This is a genomic window from Allobosea sp. ASV33 (assembly GCF_016428755.1).
Lineage (GTDB): Bacteria > Pseudomonadota > Alphaproteobacteria > Rhizobiales > Beijerinckiaceae > Allobosea.
On the sequence record NZ_JAELTI010000063.1, the window covers coordinates 15813 to 32521 of the forward strand.

The 16709-nt window shown below is 67.8% G+C and carries 19 protein-coding genes; 13 read left to right on the forward strand and 6 right to left on the reverse strand.

Annotated elements, in window-relative coordinates:
* Positions 1-27: 27 nt before the first annotated feature.
* From JHD80_RS17700 to JHD80_RS17720, 5 genes are all read left to right on the forward strand, one after another.
* Positions 28-768: a M48 family metallopeptidase gene (locus tag JHD80_RS17700; protein ID WP_199089971.1), complete on the forward strand. Its 741-nt coding sequence runs from the start codon at positions 28-30 to the stop codon at positions 766-768.
* Between the two features lie 93 nt (positions 769-861).
* Positions 862-1077, forward strand: a complete 216-nt coding sequence (locus JHD80_RS17705; RefSeq protein WP_199089973.1) for a hypothetical protein — start codon at positions 862-864, stop codon at positions 1075-1077.
* Between the two features lie 123 nt (positions 1078-1200).
* Entirely contained in the window at positions 1201-2361 is a 1161-nt protein-coding gene (locus JHD80_RS17710) for an amidohydrolase (RefSeq protein ID WP_199089975.1), read from the forward strand.
* Positions 2362-2372: 11 nt separating this feature from the next.
* Entirely contained in the window at positions 2373-3881 is a 1509-nt protein-coding gene (locus JHD80_RS17715) for a serine hydrolase domain-containing protein (RefSeq protein WP_199089977.1), read from the forward strand.
* A gap of 57 nt (positions 3882-3938) precedes the next feature.
* Positions 3939-5528, forward strand: a complete 1590-nt coding sequence (locus JHD80_RS17720) for an ABC transporter substrate-binding protein (protein WP_199089979.1) — start codon at positions 3939-3941, stop codon at positions 5526-5528.
* 4 nt (positions 5529-5532) lie between these two features.
* Here the strand turns inward: JHD80_RS17720 and JHD80_RS17725 are convergent, their stop codons facing one another.
* The gene (locus tag JHD80_RS17725; RefSeq protein WP_199089981.1) at positions 5533-6408 is read right to left on the reverse strand and encodes an aldose 1-epimerase family protein; all 876 of its coding nucleotides are present in this window, start codon (positions 6406-6408) and stop codon (positions 5533-5535) included.
* Between the two features lie 307 nt (positions 6409-6715).
* Here JHD80_RS17725 and JHD80_RS17730 point away from each other — a divergent pair, with 307 nt between their 5' ends.
* The 7 genes from JHD80_RS17730 to dapD all read left to right on the forward strand — a co-directional run bounded on the left by JHD80_RS17730 (position 6716) and on the right by dapD (position 11678).
* Entirely contained in the window at positions 6716-7315 is a 600-nt protein-coding gene (locus JHD80_RS17730; protein WP_199089983.1) for a nitroreductase family protein, read from the forward strand.
* 68 nt (positions 7316-7383) lie between these two features.
* Positions 7384-8370: a TRAP transporter substrate-binding protein gene (locus JHD80_RS17735; protein ID WP_248311625.1), complete on the forward strand. Its 987-nt coding sequence runs from the start codon at positions 7384-7386 to the stop codon at positions 8368-8370.
* Positions 8371-8395: 25 nt separating this feature from the next.
* Entirely contained in the window at positions 8396-9175 is a 780-nt protein-coding gene (locus JHD80_RS17740; protein WP_199089985.1) for a VOC family protein, read from the forward strand.
* A gap of 159 nt (positions 9176-9334) precedes the next feature.
* On the forward strand, positions 9335-9655 hold the full coding sequence (locus tag JHD80_RS17745) for a hypothetical protein (RefSeq protein ID WP_199089987.1): 321 nt from the start codon (positions 9335-9337) through the stop codon (positions 9653-9655).
* The gene (locus JHD80_RS17750) at positions 9645-9962 is read left to right on the forward strand and encodes a hypothetical protein (protein ID WP_199089989.1); all 318 of its coding nucleotides are present in this window, start codon (positions 9645-9647) and stop codon (positions 9960-9962) included. Before JHD80_RS17745 ends, JHD80_RS17750 begins: the two co-directional genes overlap by 11 nt.
* A 53-nt stretch (positions 9963-10015) precedes the next feature.
* A complete protein-coding gene (gene cobF, locus JHD80_RS17755) occupies positions 10016-10774 on the forward strand; it encodes a precorrin-6A synthase (deacetylating) (RefSeq protein WP_199089993.1) in 759 nt (252 codons plus the stop codon).
* A 61-nt stretch (positions 10775-10835) separates the two neighbouring features.
* Positions 10836-11678: a 2,3,4,5-tetrahydropyridine-2,6-dicarboxylate N-succinyltransferase gene (gene dapD / locus JHD80_RS17760; RefSeq protein WP_199089995.1), complete on the forward strand. Its 843-nt coding sequence runs from the start codon at positions 10836-10838 to the stop codon at positions 11676-11678.
* Positions 11679-11800: 122 nt separating this feature from the next.
* Here the strand turns inward: dapD and JHD80_RS17765 are convergent, their stop codons facing one another.
* The 3 genes from JHD80_RS17765 to JHD80_RS17775 all read right to left on the reverse strand — a co-directional run bounded on the left by JHD80_RS17765 (position 11801) and on the right by JHD80_RS17775 (position 14616).
* Positions 11801-12361, reverse strand: coding sequence for a DUF1269 domain-containing protein (locus JHD80_RS17765; protein WP_199089997.1), 561 nt, complete (start codon positions 12359-12361; stop codon positions 11801-11803).
* A 95-nt stretch (positions 12362-12456) separates the two neighbouring features.
* A complete protein-coding gene (locus JHD80_RS17770; RefSeq protein WP_199089998.1) occupies positions 12457-13950 on the reverse strand; it encodes an MDR family MFS transporter in 1494 nt (497 codons plus the stop codon).
* Positions 13951-14169: 219 nt separating this feature from the next.
* Entirely contained in the window at positions 14170-14616 is a 447-nt protein-coding gene (locus JHD80_RS17775; protein WP_199089999.1) for a MarR family winged helix-turn-helix transcriptional regulator, read from the reverse strand.
* Between the two features lie 131 nt (positions 14617-14747).
* On the opposite strand from JHD80_RS17775, the gene JHD80_RS17780 reads away from it, so the two are divergent.
* The gene (locus JHD80_RS17780; protein ID WP_199090000.1) at positions 14748-15278 is read left to right on the forward strand and encodes a hydrolase; all 531 of its coding nucleotides are present in this window, start codon (positions 14748-14750) and stop codon (positions 15276-15278) included.
* Between the two features lie 72 nt (positions 15279-15350).
* On the opposite strand, the gene JHD80_RS17785 is transcribed toward JHD80_RS17780, so the two are convergent.
* Positions 15351-16337 carry a branched-chain amino acid ABC transporter permease gene (locus JHD80_RS17785; RefSeq protein ID WP_199090001.1) on the reverse strand — a complete coding sequence of 329 codons (987 nt, stop codon included), beginning with the start codon at positions 16335-16337 and terminating at the stop codon, positions 15351-15353.
* Positions 16338-16356: 19 nt separating this feature from the next.
* Positions 16357-16709, reverse strand: a 353-nt coding sequence (locus JHD80_RS17790; RefSeq protein WP_465246533.1) for an ABC transporter permease subunit, incomplete at its 5' end; no start/stop codon positions are given.

The following is a 16709-nucleotide window of genomic DNA, read 5'->3' on the forward strand; positions in this document are numbered from 1 at the left end:
CCCGCGAATCCCGCACAATCGCCGGCGATGCGCATCTCTCTGTTCAGGCGCCAGCTGGACCCCGACCGGATCGAGGTCGTGCATGCCGGCACGCGTTATGCCGTTTGGGTCAAGCGTCGCGCCGCTGCGCGCCGTATGACCTTGCGCGTCTCGCAGGCGACCGGCGAGATCACCCTGACCCTGCCCGAGCGCGCCGATTTCGCCGCGGGCCGCACCTTCGCCGAAAACCATGGCGGCTGGATCGCGGCGCGCATGGCCAAGCGCCCACGTGCCGTGCCCTTCGAGCCCGGCCAGAGCATTCCCTTGCGCGGCGTGCCGCATCGCATCGTCCACTGGTCGAAGGCGCGGGGGCTGACGCAGGCGACGCGCGATGCCGATGGTACGCCCGTCATCGCTGTGGCCGGCGATGCCGCCCATGTCTCGCGCCGGGTCAAGGATTTCCTGCGGAAGCTCGCGCTCGACGATCTCGAAAAGGCGGTGCGCCGCCACACTGCGACGCTCGGCATTCCCGCCCGCAAGATCACCATCCGCGACACGACCAGCCGCTGGGGTTCCTGCTCCTCGCAGGGGCATCTCAGCTTCTCATGGCGGCTGATCCTGGCGCCGTCCCCGGTGCTCGACTATCTCGCCGCCCATGAGGTGGCGCATCTCAAGGAGATGAACCACTCGCACCGCTTCTGGGCGCTGACCCACAAGCTCTGCCCCGGTACCGAGGAGGCGGAGGCCTGGCTCAAGCGCCATGGCGCCAGCCTGCATGGCTATGGTTAAGCCGGCAGCCCTGCCGCAATTCCGCCGTTAACCACTTTCTGAAACCTGCAACCGCACACTGAAGGCCGATTCGCTTTCAGCGTGAGTATGCCTATGGGTCAGGTCATTGCGTTCCGTGTGCCGCAACAGCCGGCTGCCGCTGCCGAGCCGGTGCTCGGTTTGATGTCGGCCGTCGATTTCGCCTTGCGCGATCTCGCCGAGATACTTCCACACATTGCGCTGGATTCGGCGCGCCAGCAGGCGGAAGCCTGCCGCGCGATGCTGGCGCAGGCTTTCGACGCCGAGGTCGAGGCCGAGCTCGGCAACTGATCCTGCGCTCGCGCATGCCGCCCCCGGCACTGGCGCGGGTTGCCGAAGCGGCTGAATTGTCGAACCTCTTAAGGCAAGAGCCGGTGATCCGCCGGCCGGCATAGTGCCTGGGAGGCTTCACCCGTGTTCCTGACCAACAGCGATATGGTCGATCTCGTCGATCTCCGGCATCGGCTGCATCGCCGCCCCGAAATCTCGGGCGAGGAACGCGAGACCGCCGCGACCATCGTCGAATTCCTGAAGCCGACCGGCCCGGATCGGATCGTCACCGAACTCGGCGGCCATGGCGTCGCAGCGATCTACCAGGGTTCCGAGCCTGGCCCGACCGTGCTCATCCGCGCCGAGCTCGATGCGCTGCCGATCGAGGAACTCTCGGACAGCGACCATCGCTCCGAAATCCCCGGCAAGGGCCATCTCTGCGGCCATGACGGCCATATGACGATCCTCGCCGGCCTGGCCCGCGGCCTGCAGCGCAACCCGCCGCAGAAAGGCCGCGCCATCCTGCTGTTCCAGCCGGCCGAGGAGACCGGTGCGGGCGCCGCTGCCGTGATGGCCGATCCGAAATTCGAGGAGATCGTGCCGGATTACGCCTTCTCGCTGCATAATCGTCCGGGCGTTCCCGTCGGCCACGCCCGCATCTCGGAAGGGGCCGCGAACTGCGCCTCGCGCGGCATCAAGATCGTCCTGACCGGCGAGACCTCGCATGCCTCGACGCCGGAGCACGGCCGGTCGCCGGCCCCGGCGATCGCGACGCTGATCCCGGCCCTGACCGCGCTCGGGCCGGGCGGGACGCTCGATGCCGATTTCCGGCTGGTCACGGTGACCCATGTCGAGATCGGCGAGCAGGCCTTCGGCATCGCGCCGGGCCATGGCGAGCTCTGGGCGACCTTGCGCACCGTCAACGACGCGCAGATGGGCGCGCTCTGCGAAGCGGCCGAAAAGCTGGCGCGCGAGGCGGCCGAGGCCGGCCGTTTGAGCGTCGAGATCAGCTATCACGACATCTTCCACCATTGCGAGAACGAGCCCGAGGCCGTGGCGATGCTGCGCCGGGCGATGGACGAGGAGAAGGTGCCGCATGGCCCGACGCCGCCCTCGCGCGGCTCGGAGGATTTCGGCCTGTTCGGGCGCCGCTCCAAATCGGCGATGTTCCTGCTCGGCTCGGGCGAAACGGCGCATCTGCACAATCCGGATTTCGATTTCCCGGATGATGCGATCGGCCCCGGCGCGCGCGTCTTCATGCGAGCCTTGCGCAATCTGCTCGGCGAAACCCGGCCGCAGGGTTGAGGGAGCAGGACATGGCTCTGGATTGGACCCGCGGCGCAGCCCGCGCGCAGGAAATCGCCGCCAACTGGCAGAAGGCGGCGGGGCCGGGCGGCGCCGTCGTGCTCTTCGACCGCGACGGCGTGCGCGAGGCCTTTGCGGGCGGCTTCGCCAGCATCGACTATGGCGTGCCCTTCACGCCGCAGACGCCGAACCGTCTGGCATCGATCAGCAAGCATGTCCTCGCGGTCGCGCTGTTGAAGGCCGGTGTGCCGCTCGACGCGCCGCTCGGCCATTGGCTGAAGGACTTGCCGGCGCCGCTCGCCGAAGTCGCATTCGGCCGCGCGCTCGACATGACCGGCGCGCTGCCGGACATGATGGAGGTGTTCTGGCAGCAGGGCGTGCCCTACACCGCGACGCTGAGCGCTGATGAGGTCTTCGCGCTGGCCTGCCGCTTCCCGTCGCTCAGCGCCGAGCCCGGCACCGAGATGGCTTATTCCAATACCGGCTGGCGGCTCGGCCAGCGCATCCTGGAGCAGGTCACCGGCAAGCCCTACAGCCAGACCGTCGCGGATCTTTCCGGCGAACTCGGCCTGTCTTTCCGCTTGCCCTACGACGCCTCGGAAATCGTGCCCGGCCTCGCCACCGGCTATTGGAACGATGGCGCCGCCTGGCGGCGCGGCCATTACGGCTTCCATTTCTCCGCCTCCGGCGGCATCGCAGGCTCCGCCGCCGATCTCGCCGGCTGGGCTTCGGCGCTGCTCGCCGGGCGCGGGCCGCTCGCCGGCATGCTGGAGCGCCTGACCGCACCGCGGCATTTCAAGGATGGCAGCGAGAGCGTCTATCGATTGGGCCTGGTCTGCAGCCGGCTCGGCGAGACCGCGATCGTCGGCCATGGCGGTTCGCTGACCGGGTACCGCAACCATTTCTGGATGTCGCCCACTCATGGCGTCGGCGTCGTCGTGCTGACCAATCGCGAGGAAGAGGCGCTCTGGCCGGCTTTGAGCGTGCTGGCGGCCCTGCTCGGGCAGGCGCTCCCCACGATCGCGGATGCCCCTGCCGGCCTGTTTGCCAGCGACGAAGGGCCGTTCTGGGCCGAGCTTACGGCGGATTCGATCAGCTTCATGGGCGGCTACGAGCGCCTCGTCATCGATGGCGACGGCGGCCTGCGCAGCCTGCCGGCCTATCTGGATATCCGGCTCAAGCGCGATGGCGAGGACCGCCTCACCGGCATGATCGGCGGCGTGCAACGTTCGCTCCGGCGCGTGCCGGCCGATACGCCGCTGGATCAGCGGCTGATCGGGCGCTGGCATGAGCCGCGCTTCGGCACGGAGATCGAGATCCGGGCCGATGGCACCGCGCTGATGCCCTGGCCCTCGGGTGGGACCGTGTCGCAACTGACGCCGCTGCCGAATGGCCGCGCGCTCGCCGATCTCCTGCATGGTCCGTGGCGGGCGCGGCCCTGCCTCTGGTTCGATGCGGAAGGCGGCTTGCGGGTTGCCGGACACAGGGCAAGAATCTTGCAACTGAAGCGCGCCGGCTGAGGCGGTTCCGCAGAGGGGCGGTGCCGCAGGGCTGGTGACGAAGGAGGAGAACGCCTGATGCAACTGTCCCGTTTCACGGCCGCGCTGCTATTGTCGGCAGCCGCGTTCCTGCCGCTTCCGGCATCGGCGCAGTCGCAGCCGGCCTCGAACCGCATCCTCCGCGTCGCGCCGCATGCCGATCTCAAGACGCTCGATCCGGTCGCCGCCTCCATCGTCATCACCCGCATGCATGGGCTGATGATCTACGAGACGCTCTTCGCCTGGGATTCGAACCTCCAGCCGAAGCCGCAGATGGTCGAGAGCTTCGAGACCTCGCCGGACAAGCTGACCTGGACCTTCAAGCTGCGCCCCGGCCTGAAATTCCATGACGGCCAGCCGGTCACGACCAAGGACGTCATCGCCTCGCTCGAACGCTGGATGAAGCGCGACACGATCGGCGGCAAGCTGGCCGAATATACCGACGGCATGGAGGCGGTGGACAATGCCACCTTCAAGCTCAAGCTCAAGCGGCCGCTGGCGCTGGTGCCCTTCGCGTTGGGTTCGGCTGTCGGGCAGATCCCGGTTATCATGCGCGAGATCGACGCCAAGTCCGATCCGATGAAGCCGATCACCGAGACGATCGGCTCCGGTCCGTTCAAGTTCAATCGCCAGGAATGGCGCAGCGGCTCGAAGGTCGTCTATGACCGCAATCCCGACTATGTCCCGCGCACCGAGCCGGCCGACGGGCTCGCCGGCGGGCGCGTCGTCAAGGTCGATCGCGTCGAATGGCAGATCATGCCGGATGCCGCGACCGCAGCCGCCGCGCTCCAGACCGGCGAGATCGATATCTGGGAACAGCCGAGCCAGGACCTGATCCCGGTCATCTCGGCCAACAGTCAGGTCAAGGTCGACCGCTACGCCAATCTCTCCAACCAGGCGATGCTGCGGCCGAACCATCTCCATCCGCCCTTCGACAACCCCAAGGCGCGACTCGCGCTCGCCTATGCCACGGACCAGGCCGATTTCCTCTCGGCCGGCTTCGGCGATGAGGAATGGTGGAAGCGTTGCGCCTCCTATTTCATCTGCGGCGGTCCCAACGGCACGGAAGCCGGCACCGAAAGCTACGCCAAGCCCGATCTCGACAAGGCGCGAGCGCTGCTGAAGGAGAGTGGCTACAAGGGCGAGAAGCTGGTGCTTTCGACCAGCAACGACATCGCGCCGATCGGCCGCATGGCGGAGGTCGCGGCCGCCTCGCTCAGGAAGGTCGGGTTCAATATCGATCTCCAGGTCGCCGATTGGGGCACCGTCACCACGCGCCAGCAGAACAAGGGCACGCAGGAGCAGGGCGGCTGGAACCTCTTCGTCACGACGGCATCGGGCGCGACGATGCAGTCGCCATTGACCAATATCGGCACCAACATGGCCTGCGAGCGCGCCTGGTCGGGTTGGCCCTGCGATGCCGAAGCCGAGAAGCTGCGCGGCGCTTTCATCGATGCGCCTGATGATGCCACCCGCAAGCTTGCGCTTGAGGCCTTGCATAAGCGCCTCGCCGAGATGCAGCCCTATCGCGTGCTGGGCCAGTACGACCAGCCCTATGCCCGGCGCACCAATGTCGCCGGCGTGCTGTCGGCGCCGGTCATGCTGTTCTGGAACATCGAGAAGAAGTGACGGGCTAAAGAGTAGCCCGCCAGACGAAATCGCGGCTCTCGCCCGGCGCCAGCTTTAGGATGCCGGGCTTGTCCGCGATTTCGCCCTGCCAGCCGGCCGGGCTCGCCATGCTGTACCAGGGCTCGATGCACAGGAACGGCGCGCCAGATGGCTTCGACCAGATGCCGAGGTCCTTATAGCCTTCCCAACTGACGGTCAGCGCGCGCTTCTCGCGCCCTGACGCGTCGAGCGCCGCGAAGCGTACCGAGCGGTTGGCGGTCTCCGGGATCACGATCGCATCGTTGACGAAGAGGCCCTCGTCGAGAGCGAGTTCCTTGCCCGAGAAGGGCAGGGGGATCGGCCCGCTCAGCAGGCCGGCCTCGACACCGCGGCCCTCGCCCGGTTCCACTTGCGGGAAGGTCAGGTGATGCGCTTCCTTCGCGACGCCCTCGGCCAGCGGCCAGAGGAAGGCCGGATGCGCGCCGACGCCGCAGATCAGGGGCACATCGGCCGGATTGCTCACCCGCGAGGTCACGCTCAGCGTATCGCCGGCGACCGCGTAGATCATCTGCAGCACGAACCGGAACGGATAGATCGCCAGCGTCTTCGGGCTCTCCCGCAATTCCAGCACGGCCCGCTCCGCGCTGCGCTCGACCCAACTGAACAGGCTGTCGCGCGCGAAGCCGTGCTGTGTCAGCCGATAGGAACGCCCCTCATGGATCAGCCTGTCCTCGGTCAGCCGCCCCACGATCGGGAACAGCACCGGCGCATGCCGCGGCCAGTCCGGCCCGCCGCTCCAGAGGACCGGTCCCGTGCCATCGGCGAGCGCGATCAATTCGCCGCCCTGCGCGCGAACTGTGGCGCGCAAGCGATCGGAGGCAATCTCGTGGGTTTCGCTCATCATCGTCTCCGTCGGCGGCTCCCGCGGGGATAGCCGATCCGTCGCGGGGAAATCCACCGCCTCGGAAGCGGGTTCGGTATGATATGCGCCTCACGCAAGAGTGATGGTGTTCGACGATCTCGTCATGCAATGGGCGTATTCTCTCTTGATGTGTGCGACAGGTAGCAAGGCTTTGCAGAAACAGCCCTTTCTAGGGAATTTCCGTTCCTTGACGGGGCTGACTGCGATGCCGATCCTGCCGATGACCTCAAGGGAATAGCGCCTCCGCGGCTCGTCCCCGCTACCGCCCACCTGTCCAGGACCACCGATGACCAAGACTGCCAATCACCGCACCGCCGACCATGCGATCGACCCGCTCTTCCTCGAGCGCTGGTCCCCGCGCGCCTTCACCGACGAGATCATTGCCGAGGGCGAGCTGAAGGCCCTGTTCGAGGCCGCGCGCTGGGCGCCGTCCTCCTATAATTCCCAGCCCTGGCGCTTCGTCTATGCCCGGCGCGGCACGGCTCATTGGCCGGCGCTGCTCGGCCTGCTCAACGAGTTCAACCAGTCCTGGGCGAAGAATGCGGCGGCCCTCGTCTTCGTCGTCTCCAAGGAGACCATGGCGGTGCCCGGCAAGACCGAGGAAGTGCCGTCCTACAGCCATTCCTTCGATGCCGGTGCGGCCTGGGCCAATCTCGCCTTGCAGGCGGTGCGGCTGGGCTGGCAGGCGCATGGCATGGTCGGCTTCGATATTGCGCGCGCACCGCAGGCCCTGAAGATTCCGGCGGGCTATCGCGTCGAGGCGGCCGTCGCCATCGGCAAGCCCGGCGACAAGGCGCAATTGCCGGAAGCCCTGCAGGCGCGCGAGACGCCGAGCCAGCGCAACCCGATCAGCGCGACCGCCTTCGAAGGCGTCTTCACCGCCTGAATGCGGTCGCCTCTTGCGGCGGGACGCGTTTCGCGCGATCCCGCTGCACGAGTCGAAGGAGGCACGCCTTGCTGATCACCCGCCGCCGGTTCGCCGCAGGCTCGCTCGCCGCGCCCGCCATCCTGGGGAGCGGGCAGGCCTTCGCTGCCGGTCGGCCGATGACCGTGGCGTCGCTGATGGGCGAGGACAAGCCGGAGACGAAGGTCTGGCGGCGGATCGTCGAGATTCTCGGCCGCACCGCGCCCGGCCGTTTCGACCTGCGCATCGTGCCGAATGCCGCGCTCGGCGGCGAGAAGGAAGTGGCCGAAGGCCTGCGCCTCGGCTCGATCCAGGCCGCGCTCTCGACCGTGTCGTCGCTGTCCGGCTGGGTTCCGGCCGGGCAGATCCTGGATCTGCCCTTTCTGTTCCGCGATCGCGGCCATCTCGCCCGGGTGCTGGCCGGGCCGCTGGGGACGGCGCTGAAGGACCTCTATCAGGCGCAGGGCTTTGTCGTGCCCGGCTTCATCAATTACGGCGCTCGGAACCTCCTGGCGAAGGAGCCGCTGACCACCCCGGCTTCCGTCAAGGGCAAGCGCATTCGCGTCATCCAGAGCCCGTTGCACACCGCGCTCTGGTCGGGCTTCGGCGCCTTTCCGACGCCGATCCCGATTCCGGAGACCTACAACGCGCTGAAAAGCGGCGTGGTCGACTGCATGGACCTGACCAAATCCGCCTATGCCGGTTTCCGCCTTTACGAGGTCGTGCCGGTCGTGGTCGAGACCGGTCATATCTGGGCGAGCGGCGTGATGATCTTCGCCGCGCCGTTCTGGAAGGCGCTGGCGCCGCAGGATCGTGAGGCGCTGACGGCAGCCGTCACCGAGGGCATCGCCTATTTCGACGAGTTGATGCGCGCCGACGAGGAGGCCTCGATGGCGCAGGCTAGGGCTGAGGGCGCCAGGACCGTGCCGGCCGAGGATCGCGCCGGCTGGCAGGCGGGAGGGCGCAAGGTCTGGGAAAGCTTCGCGGCGCAATTCGGCGGCATGGCGGGAATCGAAGCGATCGCCGATAGTCCCTGACATCAGCGCCGCCAGGACGAGAACCATGCCGCTTTCGATCGACCATATCGTCATCGCCGTCACCGATCTCGATGCGGCCATCCGCGACTATGCGGCGCTCGGCTTCACCGTGCTGCCCGGTGGCGAGCATCCGCGCGGCTCGCGCAATGCGCTGGTCGTGTTCGAGGACGGCGCCTATCTCGAAATCATCGCCTTTCCGCGTCCGCTGCCGGATTATCGCTGGTGGCAGGTGCTCGACCGTGCCGGCCCCGGCCTCGTCGACTACGCCGTGCTGCCGGATGATCTCGACGCCGATCTCGCCCGCGCCCGCGCCGCCGGCATCGTCATGGACGGCCCGCTCGACGGCGGCCGGCTCCAGCCCGACGGCACGCGCATCGCCTGGCGCTCGGCCCGCCCGCCCGAGCCCGATATCCCCTTTCTCTGCACCGATGTCACGGCCCGCAGCCTGCGTGTTCCCGAGGGGCCGGCCCGCAGCCATGCCAATGGTGTGACCGGGGTCGCCGGCGTCACCGTGGCGGTGCAGGATCTCGCGACCTCGGTCGCCCGCTACCGCGCCCTGCTCGGGTGTGAGCCGGTCGCCATCGGCGGCGTCCCCGGCCTCGGCTTCGGGCTCGCGCAGTTCCGCATCGGCCGGCAGACCTTGTCGCTGGCGGAGCCGCAGGGCCCGGCCGCCGCCAGCCTCGGCGAACACCTCGTCCGGCGCGGGCAGGGAGCCTACGCCATTTCCTTCTATGGCCCCGACGATGCCCGGCTCGATGGCGGGCTGACCCATGGTGCCCGCCTCGAGATCGTCCGCGACCTCTAGGCGCAGGGCGCCGTCACGATGCGGTCACGCTTGCGGGCGAGAGTAACCCGTTACCTTAAAATAGTTCTATTTATGTAGTGATAACAAGAGCTTGCATCGAATCGGCGGCGCGCCTATCTCTCCCTCGCGATCAGTGAATCAGCCGACGGAGGGACGGAAATGGGTGGCGTCACCGAGGTCGATGTCGCGGCTGCGATCGGCCGCATCGACGAGATCATCATCCGCGAGATCGTCCGCACCGGCGCGAGCCGGCCGGAGCTGCGCCGGGCGCTTGCGCTGGCCAAGGGGCCGGGCGATCTCGACGCCGATGCGGCCTTGCCGCCGCGCATGCAGCGCCTCGTCGACCTGCTTGCGGTCACTTTGCCCGAGCAGGGACCCAAGCCCCCGCAGGGACCTGAACTCCCGCAGGGGCCCAAGCCCCTGCAAGGGCCACAGCGCCGCCTCCATGCCGCCATCAAGGGCATCGAACGTGCAGCCTGATCAGGGGAGCGCAGAATCGCTGGAGACCGCCCGGGCCGACATCCGGGAAGCGGTCATGACAGCTTTTTGCGCCGCGCTCCGCGATACTCGCCTGCCGCCTCTCGCCCTGATCGAGTTGGCGGCGGCAGCGGTCGGTTCTGTCTACAGAGAGGTGGCGGATGCTCATTGCGGTGACCGGCCATGCCCTTGCGGCTGGCATCCGCGCCTCCGTGAGGATCTGGAGGCGCTTCAGGCGGCGGTCGCGCTGAGCGCGACGCCGGTTCCTCAGGGCGATCTCGCCCGCATGCCGGTGCTCGGCCGGGCTTGATCTCGCATCTCGAGCGCAGGCCGTGCTAAGCCGCCACGAACCGGCGGAGCGGCATGCGCAACATCCTCATCATCGGCATCGGGGCCGGCAATCCCGACCATATGACGGTCGAGGCGATCGAGGCGCTGAACCGCGCCGATATCCTGTTCATCCCCGACAAGGGCGAGGAGAAGGCAGCCCTGCGCGCCTTGCGCGAGGCAATCTGCGCCCGCTTCATCCGCAACGCCGATTACCGCGCGGTGCCCGTCGAGATCCCGCGCCGGGCCGAGGCGGGCAATGACTATCACGGCGTCGTCGACGACTGGCATGAGCGCATCGCCGCCCGCTATCGCGACCTGTTCGAAGCGGCATTGCAGGGCGGCCAGACCGGCGCGTTGCTGGTCTGGGGCGATCCGGCGCTCTACGATTCCACCTTGCGCATCATGGAGCGCGTTGCCGCGTCCGGCTTCGATCTCGACTGGCAGGTCTATCCCGGCATCAGCAGCGTCCAGGTTCTCGCCGCCCGCCACCGCATACCCCTCAACACGATCGGTGCGCCGATCCTGATCACCACCGGCCGGCGGCTGGCGGCGGGCTTCCCGGCCGACCAGGATAGCGTCGTCGTCATGCTCGACGGCGAGCAGACCTTCGGCAAGATCGATCCCGCCGGGCTCGATATCTGGTGGGGCGCCTATCTCGGCACGCCCGACGAGATTCTGCGCGCCGGCCCACTCGCGGAGCTCGCGGCCGAGATCGCCGAGGTGAGGGCGCAGGCCCGCGCGCGGCATGGCTGGATCATGGATACCTATCTGCTGCGCCGCCGTCCGGCTTGACGCAGGCGCCTGCATCCGCCATCGCTCGCGCCGATCTTTCTGGAAGCGCCGGAGCCGCCCGATGTCCCACGCCGATCTCGCTGCCACCATCGACGCCGCCTGGGAAAACCGGGCCGAGATCGGCGTCCAGACCAAAGGCGCCGTCCGCGAGGCGGTCGAGCAGGCGATCGAGATGCTCGATGCCGGCCAGGCCCGCGTCGCCGAAAAGCAGGGCGCCGATTGGGTCGTCCATCAGTGGCTGAAGAAGGCGGTGCTGCTCTCCTTCCGCCTGACCGACAACGTCATCATGGCCAATGGCCCGGGCGAGGGCGTATTCTGGGACAAGGTGCCCTCGAAGTTCGAAGGCTGGGTCGAGAACCGCTTCCGCGCCGCCGGCTTCCGCGTCGTGCCGCCGGCGGCTGCGCGCAAGGGCTCCTTCATTGCGTCCGGCGTCGTGCTGATGCCGTCCTTCGTCAATATCGGCGCCTATGTCGATAGCGGCACCATGGTCGATACCTGGGCGACGGTCGGCTCCTGCGCCCAGATCGGCAAGAACGTGCATCTCTCCGGCGGCGTCGGCATCGGCGGCGTGCTCGAGCCGCTGCAGGCCAACCCGACCATCATCGAGGACAACTGCTTCATCGGCGCCCGCTCCGAGGTCGTCGAGGGCGTGATCGTCGGCGAGGGCTCGGTGCTCTCGATGGGCGTCTTCATCTCGGCCTCGACCAAGATCGTCGACCGCGCCACCGGCCAGGTCCATGTCGGCAAGGTGCCGCCCTATTCGGTGGTGGTGCCGGGCGCGCTGCCGGGCAAGCCGTTTCCGGACGGCACGCCTGGCCCGTCGCTCTCCTGCGCCGTCATCGTCAAGACGGTCGACGCGCAGACCCGCTCCAAGACCGGCATCAACGAGCTGCTGCGCGACTGAGCCGTTGATCGCGGCGCGTCATGCCCGGGCTTGACCCGGGCATCTCGGAAACCAGTATCTTCTTGTCATGAGATTCTCGGGTCCGCGCGAAGCGCGGCCCGAGAATGGCGGCTCAGGGTGCCTCACCCCACCGGCGAAGGCGCGCCCGTGCCTTGCGGATAGGGCTCGGGCGGGTTCTGCGTCGCCGGTTCCGTGCTATGCGCATCGGCCAGCGCATCGCGCAGCTTCTGCTCCTGCGAGCGGTCGAGCGAGGTCTTGAGCACCGTGCCGCCGGTGCCGCGGATCGCCTCCAGCACCTTGTCGCCGGTCACCTTGTTGATCAGCACGAACAGCGCCGCATTGCCAGGCTGCAGGCTGCCGGCGAGATCCTTCATGAACTTGTCGTCGACGCCGTAATCGGTCAGGGCGCCTCCGAGTGCACCGGAGGCGGCGCCGAGCGCCGCGCCGAAGATCGGCATCAGGAAGATCGCGCCGATCAGCAGGCCCCAGAACGAGCCGGAGACGGCGCCAAGCGCGGTCGTGTTCAGGAGCTGGTTCAGTTTCACCTTGCCGCCCTCGTGCATCACCGCGATGGCGGCGTCGCCGATCTCGATCAGGTATTCCTTCTGCAGGCCGATCAGCTTCTGGCGCATCTCCTCGGCGCGGGCCTCGGTCGGATAGACGATGACGACGAGATCGGACATGGCGGGGAACTCCTGCTGCGGATGCAGGCATGCTGGTCCGCGCGGGTGACGGGATCATGGCAACGCGCCGCCGGTCCCGGCTGTTCCAGTCCCGCCTATTCGCCGCCGATCGCCTTGGCCGCCTCGACCGCCCGGCCGCGCAAGGGCCGTTCTTCCATGCGCGCAAGCGAGATGAGCGCGAAGGCGAAGCCGAGGCCGGCCGCGCCGAAGACATAGCGGAACAGGATCACCATCGTCTCGCGGTCGACGGTGCCGAGCTTCAAGGCTTCGGGCGAGAGCTTTGCGCCCGCCCCGCCGACGCCGCCGAGCACGATCGCGCCGAACACCGCGACGATCAGCGCGCCACCGATCTGCCGGAAGAAATTGGCGACCGCCGTCACCGTGCCGAGTTGGTGCGGCTGCACGGCGTTCTGGATCGACACGGTCGCGACGGGGAGCAGCGTGCCGAAGCCGACGCTGACCACGGCGAGGATGATGCAGAAGGGCAGGAGCGGGATCTGGCCTGAGAAGGCCGCCAGGATCGCGGTGCCGATCATCGCGACGGAGAGACCGGTCAGCGGCACGCGCTTGTAATGGGCGAGATGCGACATTGCCCGGCCGGAGCTGGTCGCGCCGACGACCGTGCCGCAGGTCAGCGGCAGCAGGCCGAGGCCGGAATGGGTCGCGCTCATCCCCATCACCGTCTCGAAATAGAGCGGCAGATAGATGGTGAGGCCGATGAAGGTGCCCATGCCGAAGCCGGCCGCCACCGTGCCGCGCCGCACGACCCCGTTGCCGAAGACGTCGAGCGGGATCAGCGGCTCGGCCGCCCGGCGCAGGCGCCAGGCGAACAGGGCCCAGAAGGCGAGCGAGGCGGCGACGAGACCCGCGATCTCCAGCGAGCGCCAGGGATAGGCCGTGCCGCCCCAGGACAGGGCGAGCAGCAGCGATACCGTCGCCAATGTCATCAGCATGGCGCCGAGCACGTCGAGCTTGTGCGGGCGCTCATGCCGCGGCAGCCGCTTCAGCGCCTCGCTCGACATCCAGTAGGCGCCGAGCCCGAGCGGCAGGTTGATCCAGAAGATCACCGACCAGTGCAGCTTTTCCGCGAGGAAGCCGCCCAGCACCGGGCCGAGCAGCGAGGAGGACATGAAGACGCTGGCGAAATAGACCTGATAGCGCCCGCGCTCCTTGGGCGGCACCATGTCGCCGACGATGGTCTGGGCCAGCGCGATCAATCCGCCGCCGCCGAGCCCCTGCACGAACCGCGCGACGACGAGCAGCCAGAGCGAGGGCGCGAGCGCGCAGGCGATCGAGCCGATCACGAAGACGATGATGCCGGCGAGCAGCGTCACCCGCCGCCCGTGGATATCGGCGAGCTTGCCGTAGAGCGGCGTCACCGCGGTCGAGGCGAGCAGGTAGATCGTGACGATCCAGGAGAGATGCGTGACGTCGTTGAGCTCGCGCCCCATCGTCGGCAGCGCGGTGGCGACGATGGTCTGGTCGAGCGCGGCGAGGAACATCGCCAGCATGACCCCGATCAGAACCGAACGGATATCCGCAGGCGTCATCGCTGCGGCCTGGGCTGGATTGTCGAGCCGCTTGTCCATGGAATGCGATCTTACGTGCGTCTGGAGAATGGCTTGAGGGTAACGAGACCGGAAGCCATGCGCCAGAGTCCTATTGGCGGGACGGCTCTGCGGAGCGGGCGGGACAAGCCATCAGGGCATTTTCGAGCGAGTGGGCCTCGGTTCGCGTGAAGGAAGCGCGATAAAACCAAGACCGGGAGCGATGTCGCGGTTCGAGGAATTGCGGAATGGCTCCTAGCGTCAGCCCAGGCTGCGCAGCGCGTCGCGCAGCATGCCCGGCGCGGCATCGGGCATGGCCGCCTCGATGATCTCATGCGTCCGCTGCCAGACCGGCACGGCCGAGGCGAGCAGCGCCAGCCCGTCGGGTGTCAGCGTCAGCAGACGGCCACGGCGATCGGCAGGATCGACCACGATATCGACGAGCCCGCGCCGCCGGAGCGGCTTCAGCGCGGCGGTCAGCGTCGTGCGATCTATCGCCAGCAGCTCCGCCACAGGGCCGAACGAGGCAGGCACCGGGCGGTTGAGGGCCATCATCAGCGAGAACTGGCCGTTGGTCAGCCCGACCGGGCGCAACGCTTCGTCGAAACGGCGCGCCAGCGTCCGCGCCGCACGCTGGACATGCAGGCACAGGCAATGGTCGCGCACATGCAGCGTCGTCGCGAAGGGAACGATCGGTTTGCCGTCCATCGCATCTGCATGTTGACTGCCGTTAGGCAAGTCAAGCGAAGCTCGGTCGCAGGGTCTCGCTGCCGGCTGACGAGGGTGACGCCCTGAAGCGCAATGAAATCCTCGGACGGTGCGAAGGAGGAATGCCGATCATGCCGCTGCTGTCAGTGAAGAATGCCATGCTGGTGGTCATCGACTTTCAGGCGAAGGTGATGCCTGCGATCCATGACGGCAAGACGGTGCTGCAGAATGCCGGGCGCCTCGCCGAGGCGGCGCGCCTGCTCGACGTGCCGGCCGTGCTGACAGAGCAATATCCGCGCGGTCTTGGCCCGACCGTGCCGGCTCTGATGGAGGTCGGCCCGCCCGTGACCAAGATGAGTTTCGACGCCTGCGCCGAGCCGGCCTTCCTCGAGGCCGTGGCGGGGGATCGCGAACTCGTGGTCTGCGGCTGCGAGGCGCATGTCTGCGTCGGCCAGACGGTTTTGACCCTGCTGGAGCATCGCCGCCGCGTCGTCGTGGTCGCCGATGCGATCGGCTCGCGCGCGCCGACATCGCGCGAGATCGCATTGAGCCGCATGGCGAGCCATGGCGCCGAGATCGTTACCACCGAGATGGTGCTGTTCGAATGGCTGCGGAGCGCCGATCACCGGCAGTTCCGGATGGTCTCGAAGCTGATCCGCTAGCTTCTTATCACCCTCGCCGTCATGCTCGGGTCTCCGCTTCGCTACGCCCGAGAATGATGCTCTGTCACGGTATCAGAGCGGCTTCTTGATCGCCTTCGCGATGACGCCGACGATGCCTTCGCGGAACAGCAGCACGCAGAGCACGAAGATCACGCCCTGGACGACCGTGACCCAGGCGCCGAGCGTGGCGAGGTAGTTCTGCATCGCGACGATGACGAGCGCGCCGACGATTGGCCCGAAGACGGTGCCGAGGCCTCCGACAAGCGTCATCAGCACGACCTCGCCCGACATCGTCCAGTAGACGTCGGTGAGCGAGGCCAGCTGAAAGACGATCGCCTTGGTCGCGCCGGCCAGCCCCGCGAGCGTGGCCGAAAGCACGAAGACCGCGAGCTTGTACTGGTTGGCGCGGTAGCCGAGCGAGATCGCGCGGGGCTCGTTGTCGCGGATCGCCTTACAGACCTGGCCGAAGGGCGAGTGGATGATGCGGTAGATCAGCAAGAGCCCGCCCATGAAGATGGCGGCGACGAGCCAGTAGAGCGCGCGGTCGTCGGCAAGGCTGATCAGGCCGAGGAACTTGCCGCGCGGCACGGCCTGGATGCCGTCCTCGCCGCCGGTGAAGCGCGGCGTCTGCAGCGAGAAGAAGAACACCATCTGCGCCAGCGCCAGCGTGATCATGGCGAAATAGATGCCCTGTCGCCGGATGGCGAGCGCGCCGAAAACGAGGCCCAGAACGGCGCCGACCGCGGTCCCGAACAGGATCGCGAGTTCGGGCGTCAGGCCCCAGTTCTTGGCGGTGTAGGCGCTGACATAGCTCGCCATGCCGAAATAGGCGGCGTGGCCGAAGGAGAGCAGGCCGCCATAGCCGAGCAGGAGATTGAAGGCGAGCGCGAACAGCGCGAAGCACAGCACCTTCATCACGAAGACGGGATAGGCGACGAAGGGCGCGACCACGAGCACCGCGGCGATCGCGATGAACAGGTTGCGGTGCAGGCGCGCGGTGCTGTCGTCGGTCTCGCTGAGGGCGACGCCGGCGGCTTCCGTGGAGGCAAGGTCGGTCATGTCGTTGTCCTTGCTTGCGTCAGGCCGTGCGGCCGAACAGGCCGGCGGGCTTCACCAGGAGCACCAGCACCATGATGACGAAGATCACGGTGGCCGCGCCTTCCGGGTAGAACACCTTGGTCAGGCCCTCGATCAGGCCGAGCGAGAAGCCGGTGACGATCGCGCCCATGATCGAGCCCATGCCGCCGATGACGACGACGGCGAAGACCACGATGATCAGGTCGCCGCCCATATTCGGATTGACCGAGTAGATCGGCGCGGCGAGCACCCCAGCGAAGGCCGCGAGCGCGACGCCGAAGCCGTAGGTCAGCGTCACCAGCAGCGGCACGTTGATGCCGAAGGCTTGGGTCAGGGTCGGGTTCTCGGTCGCGG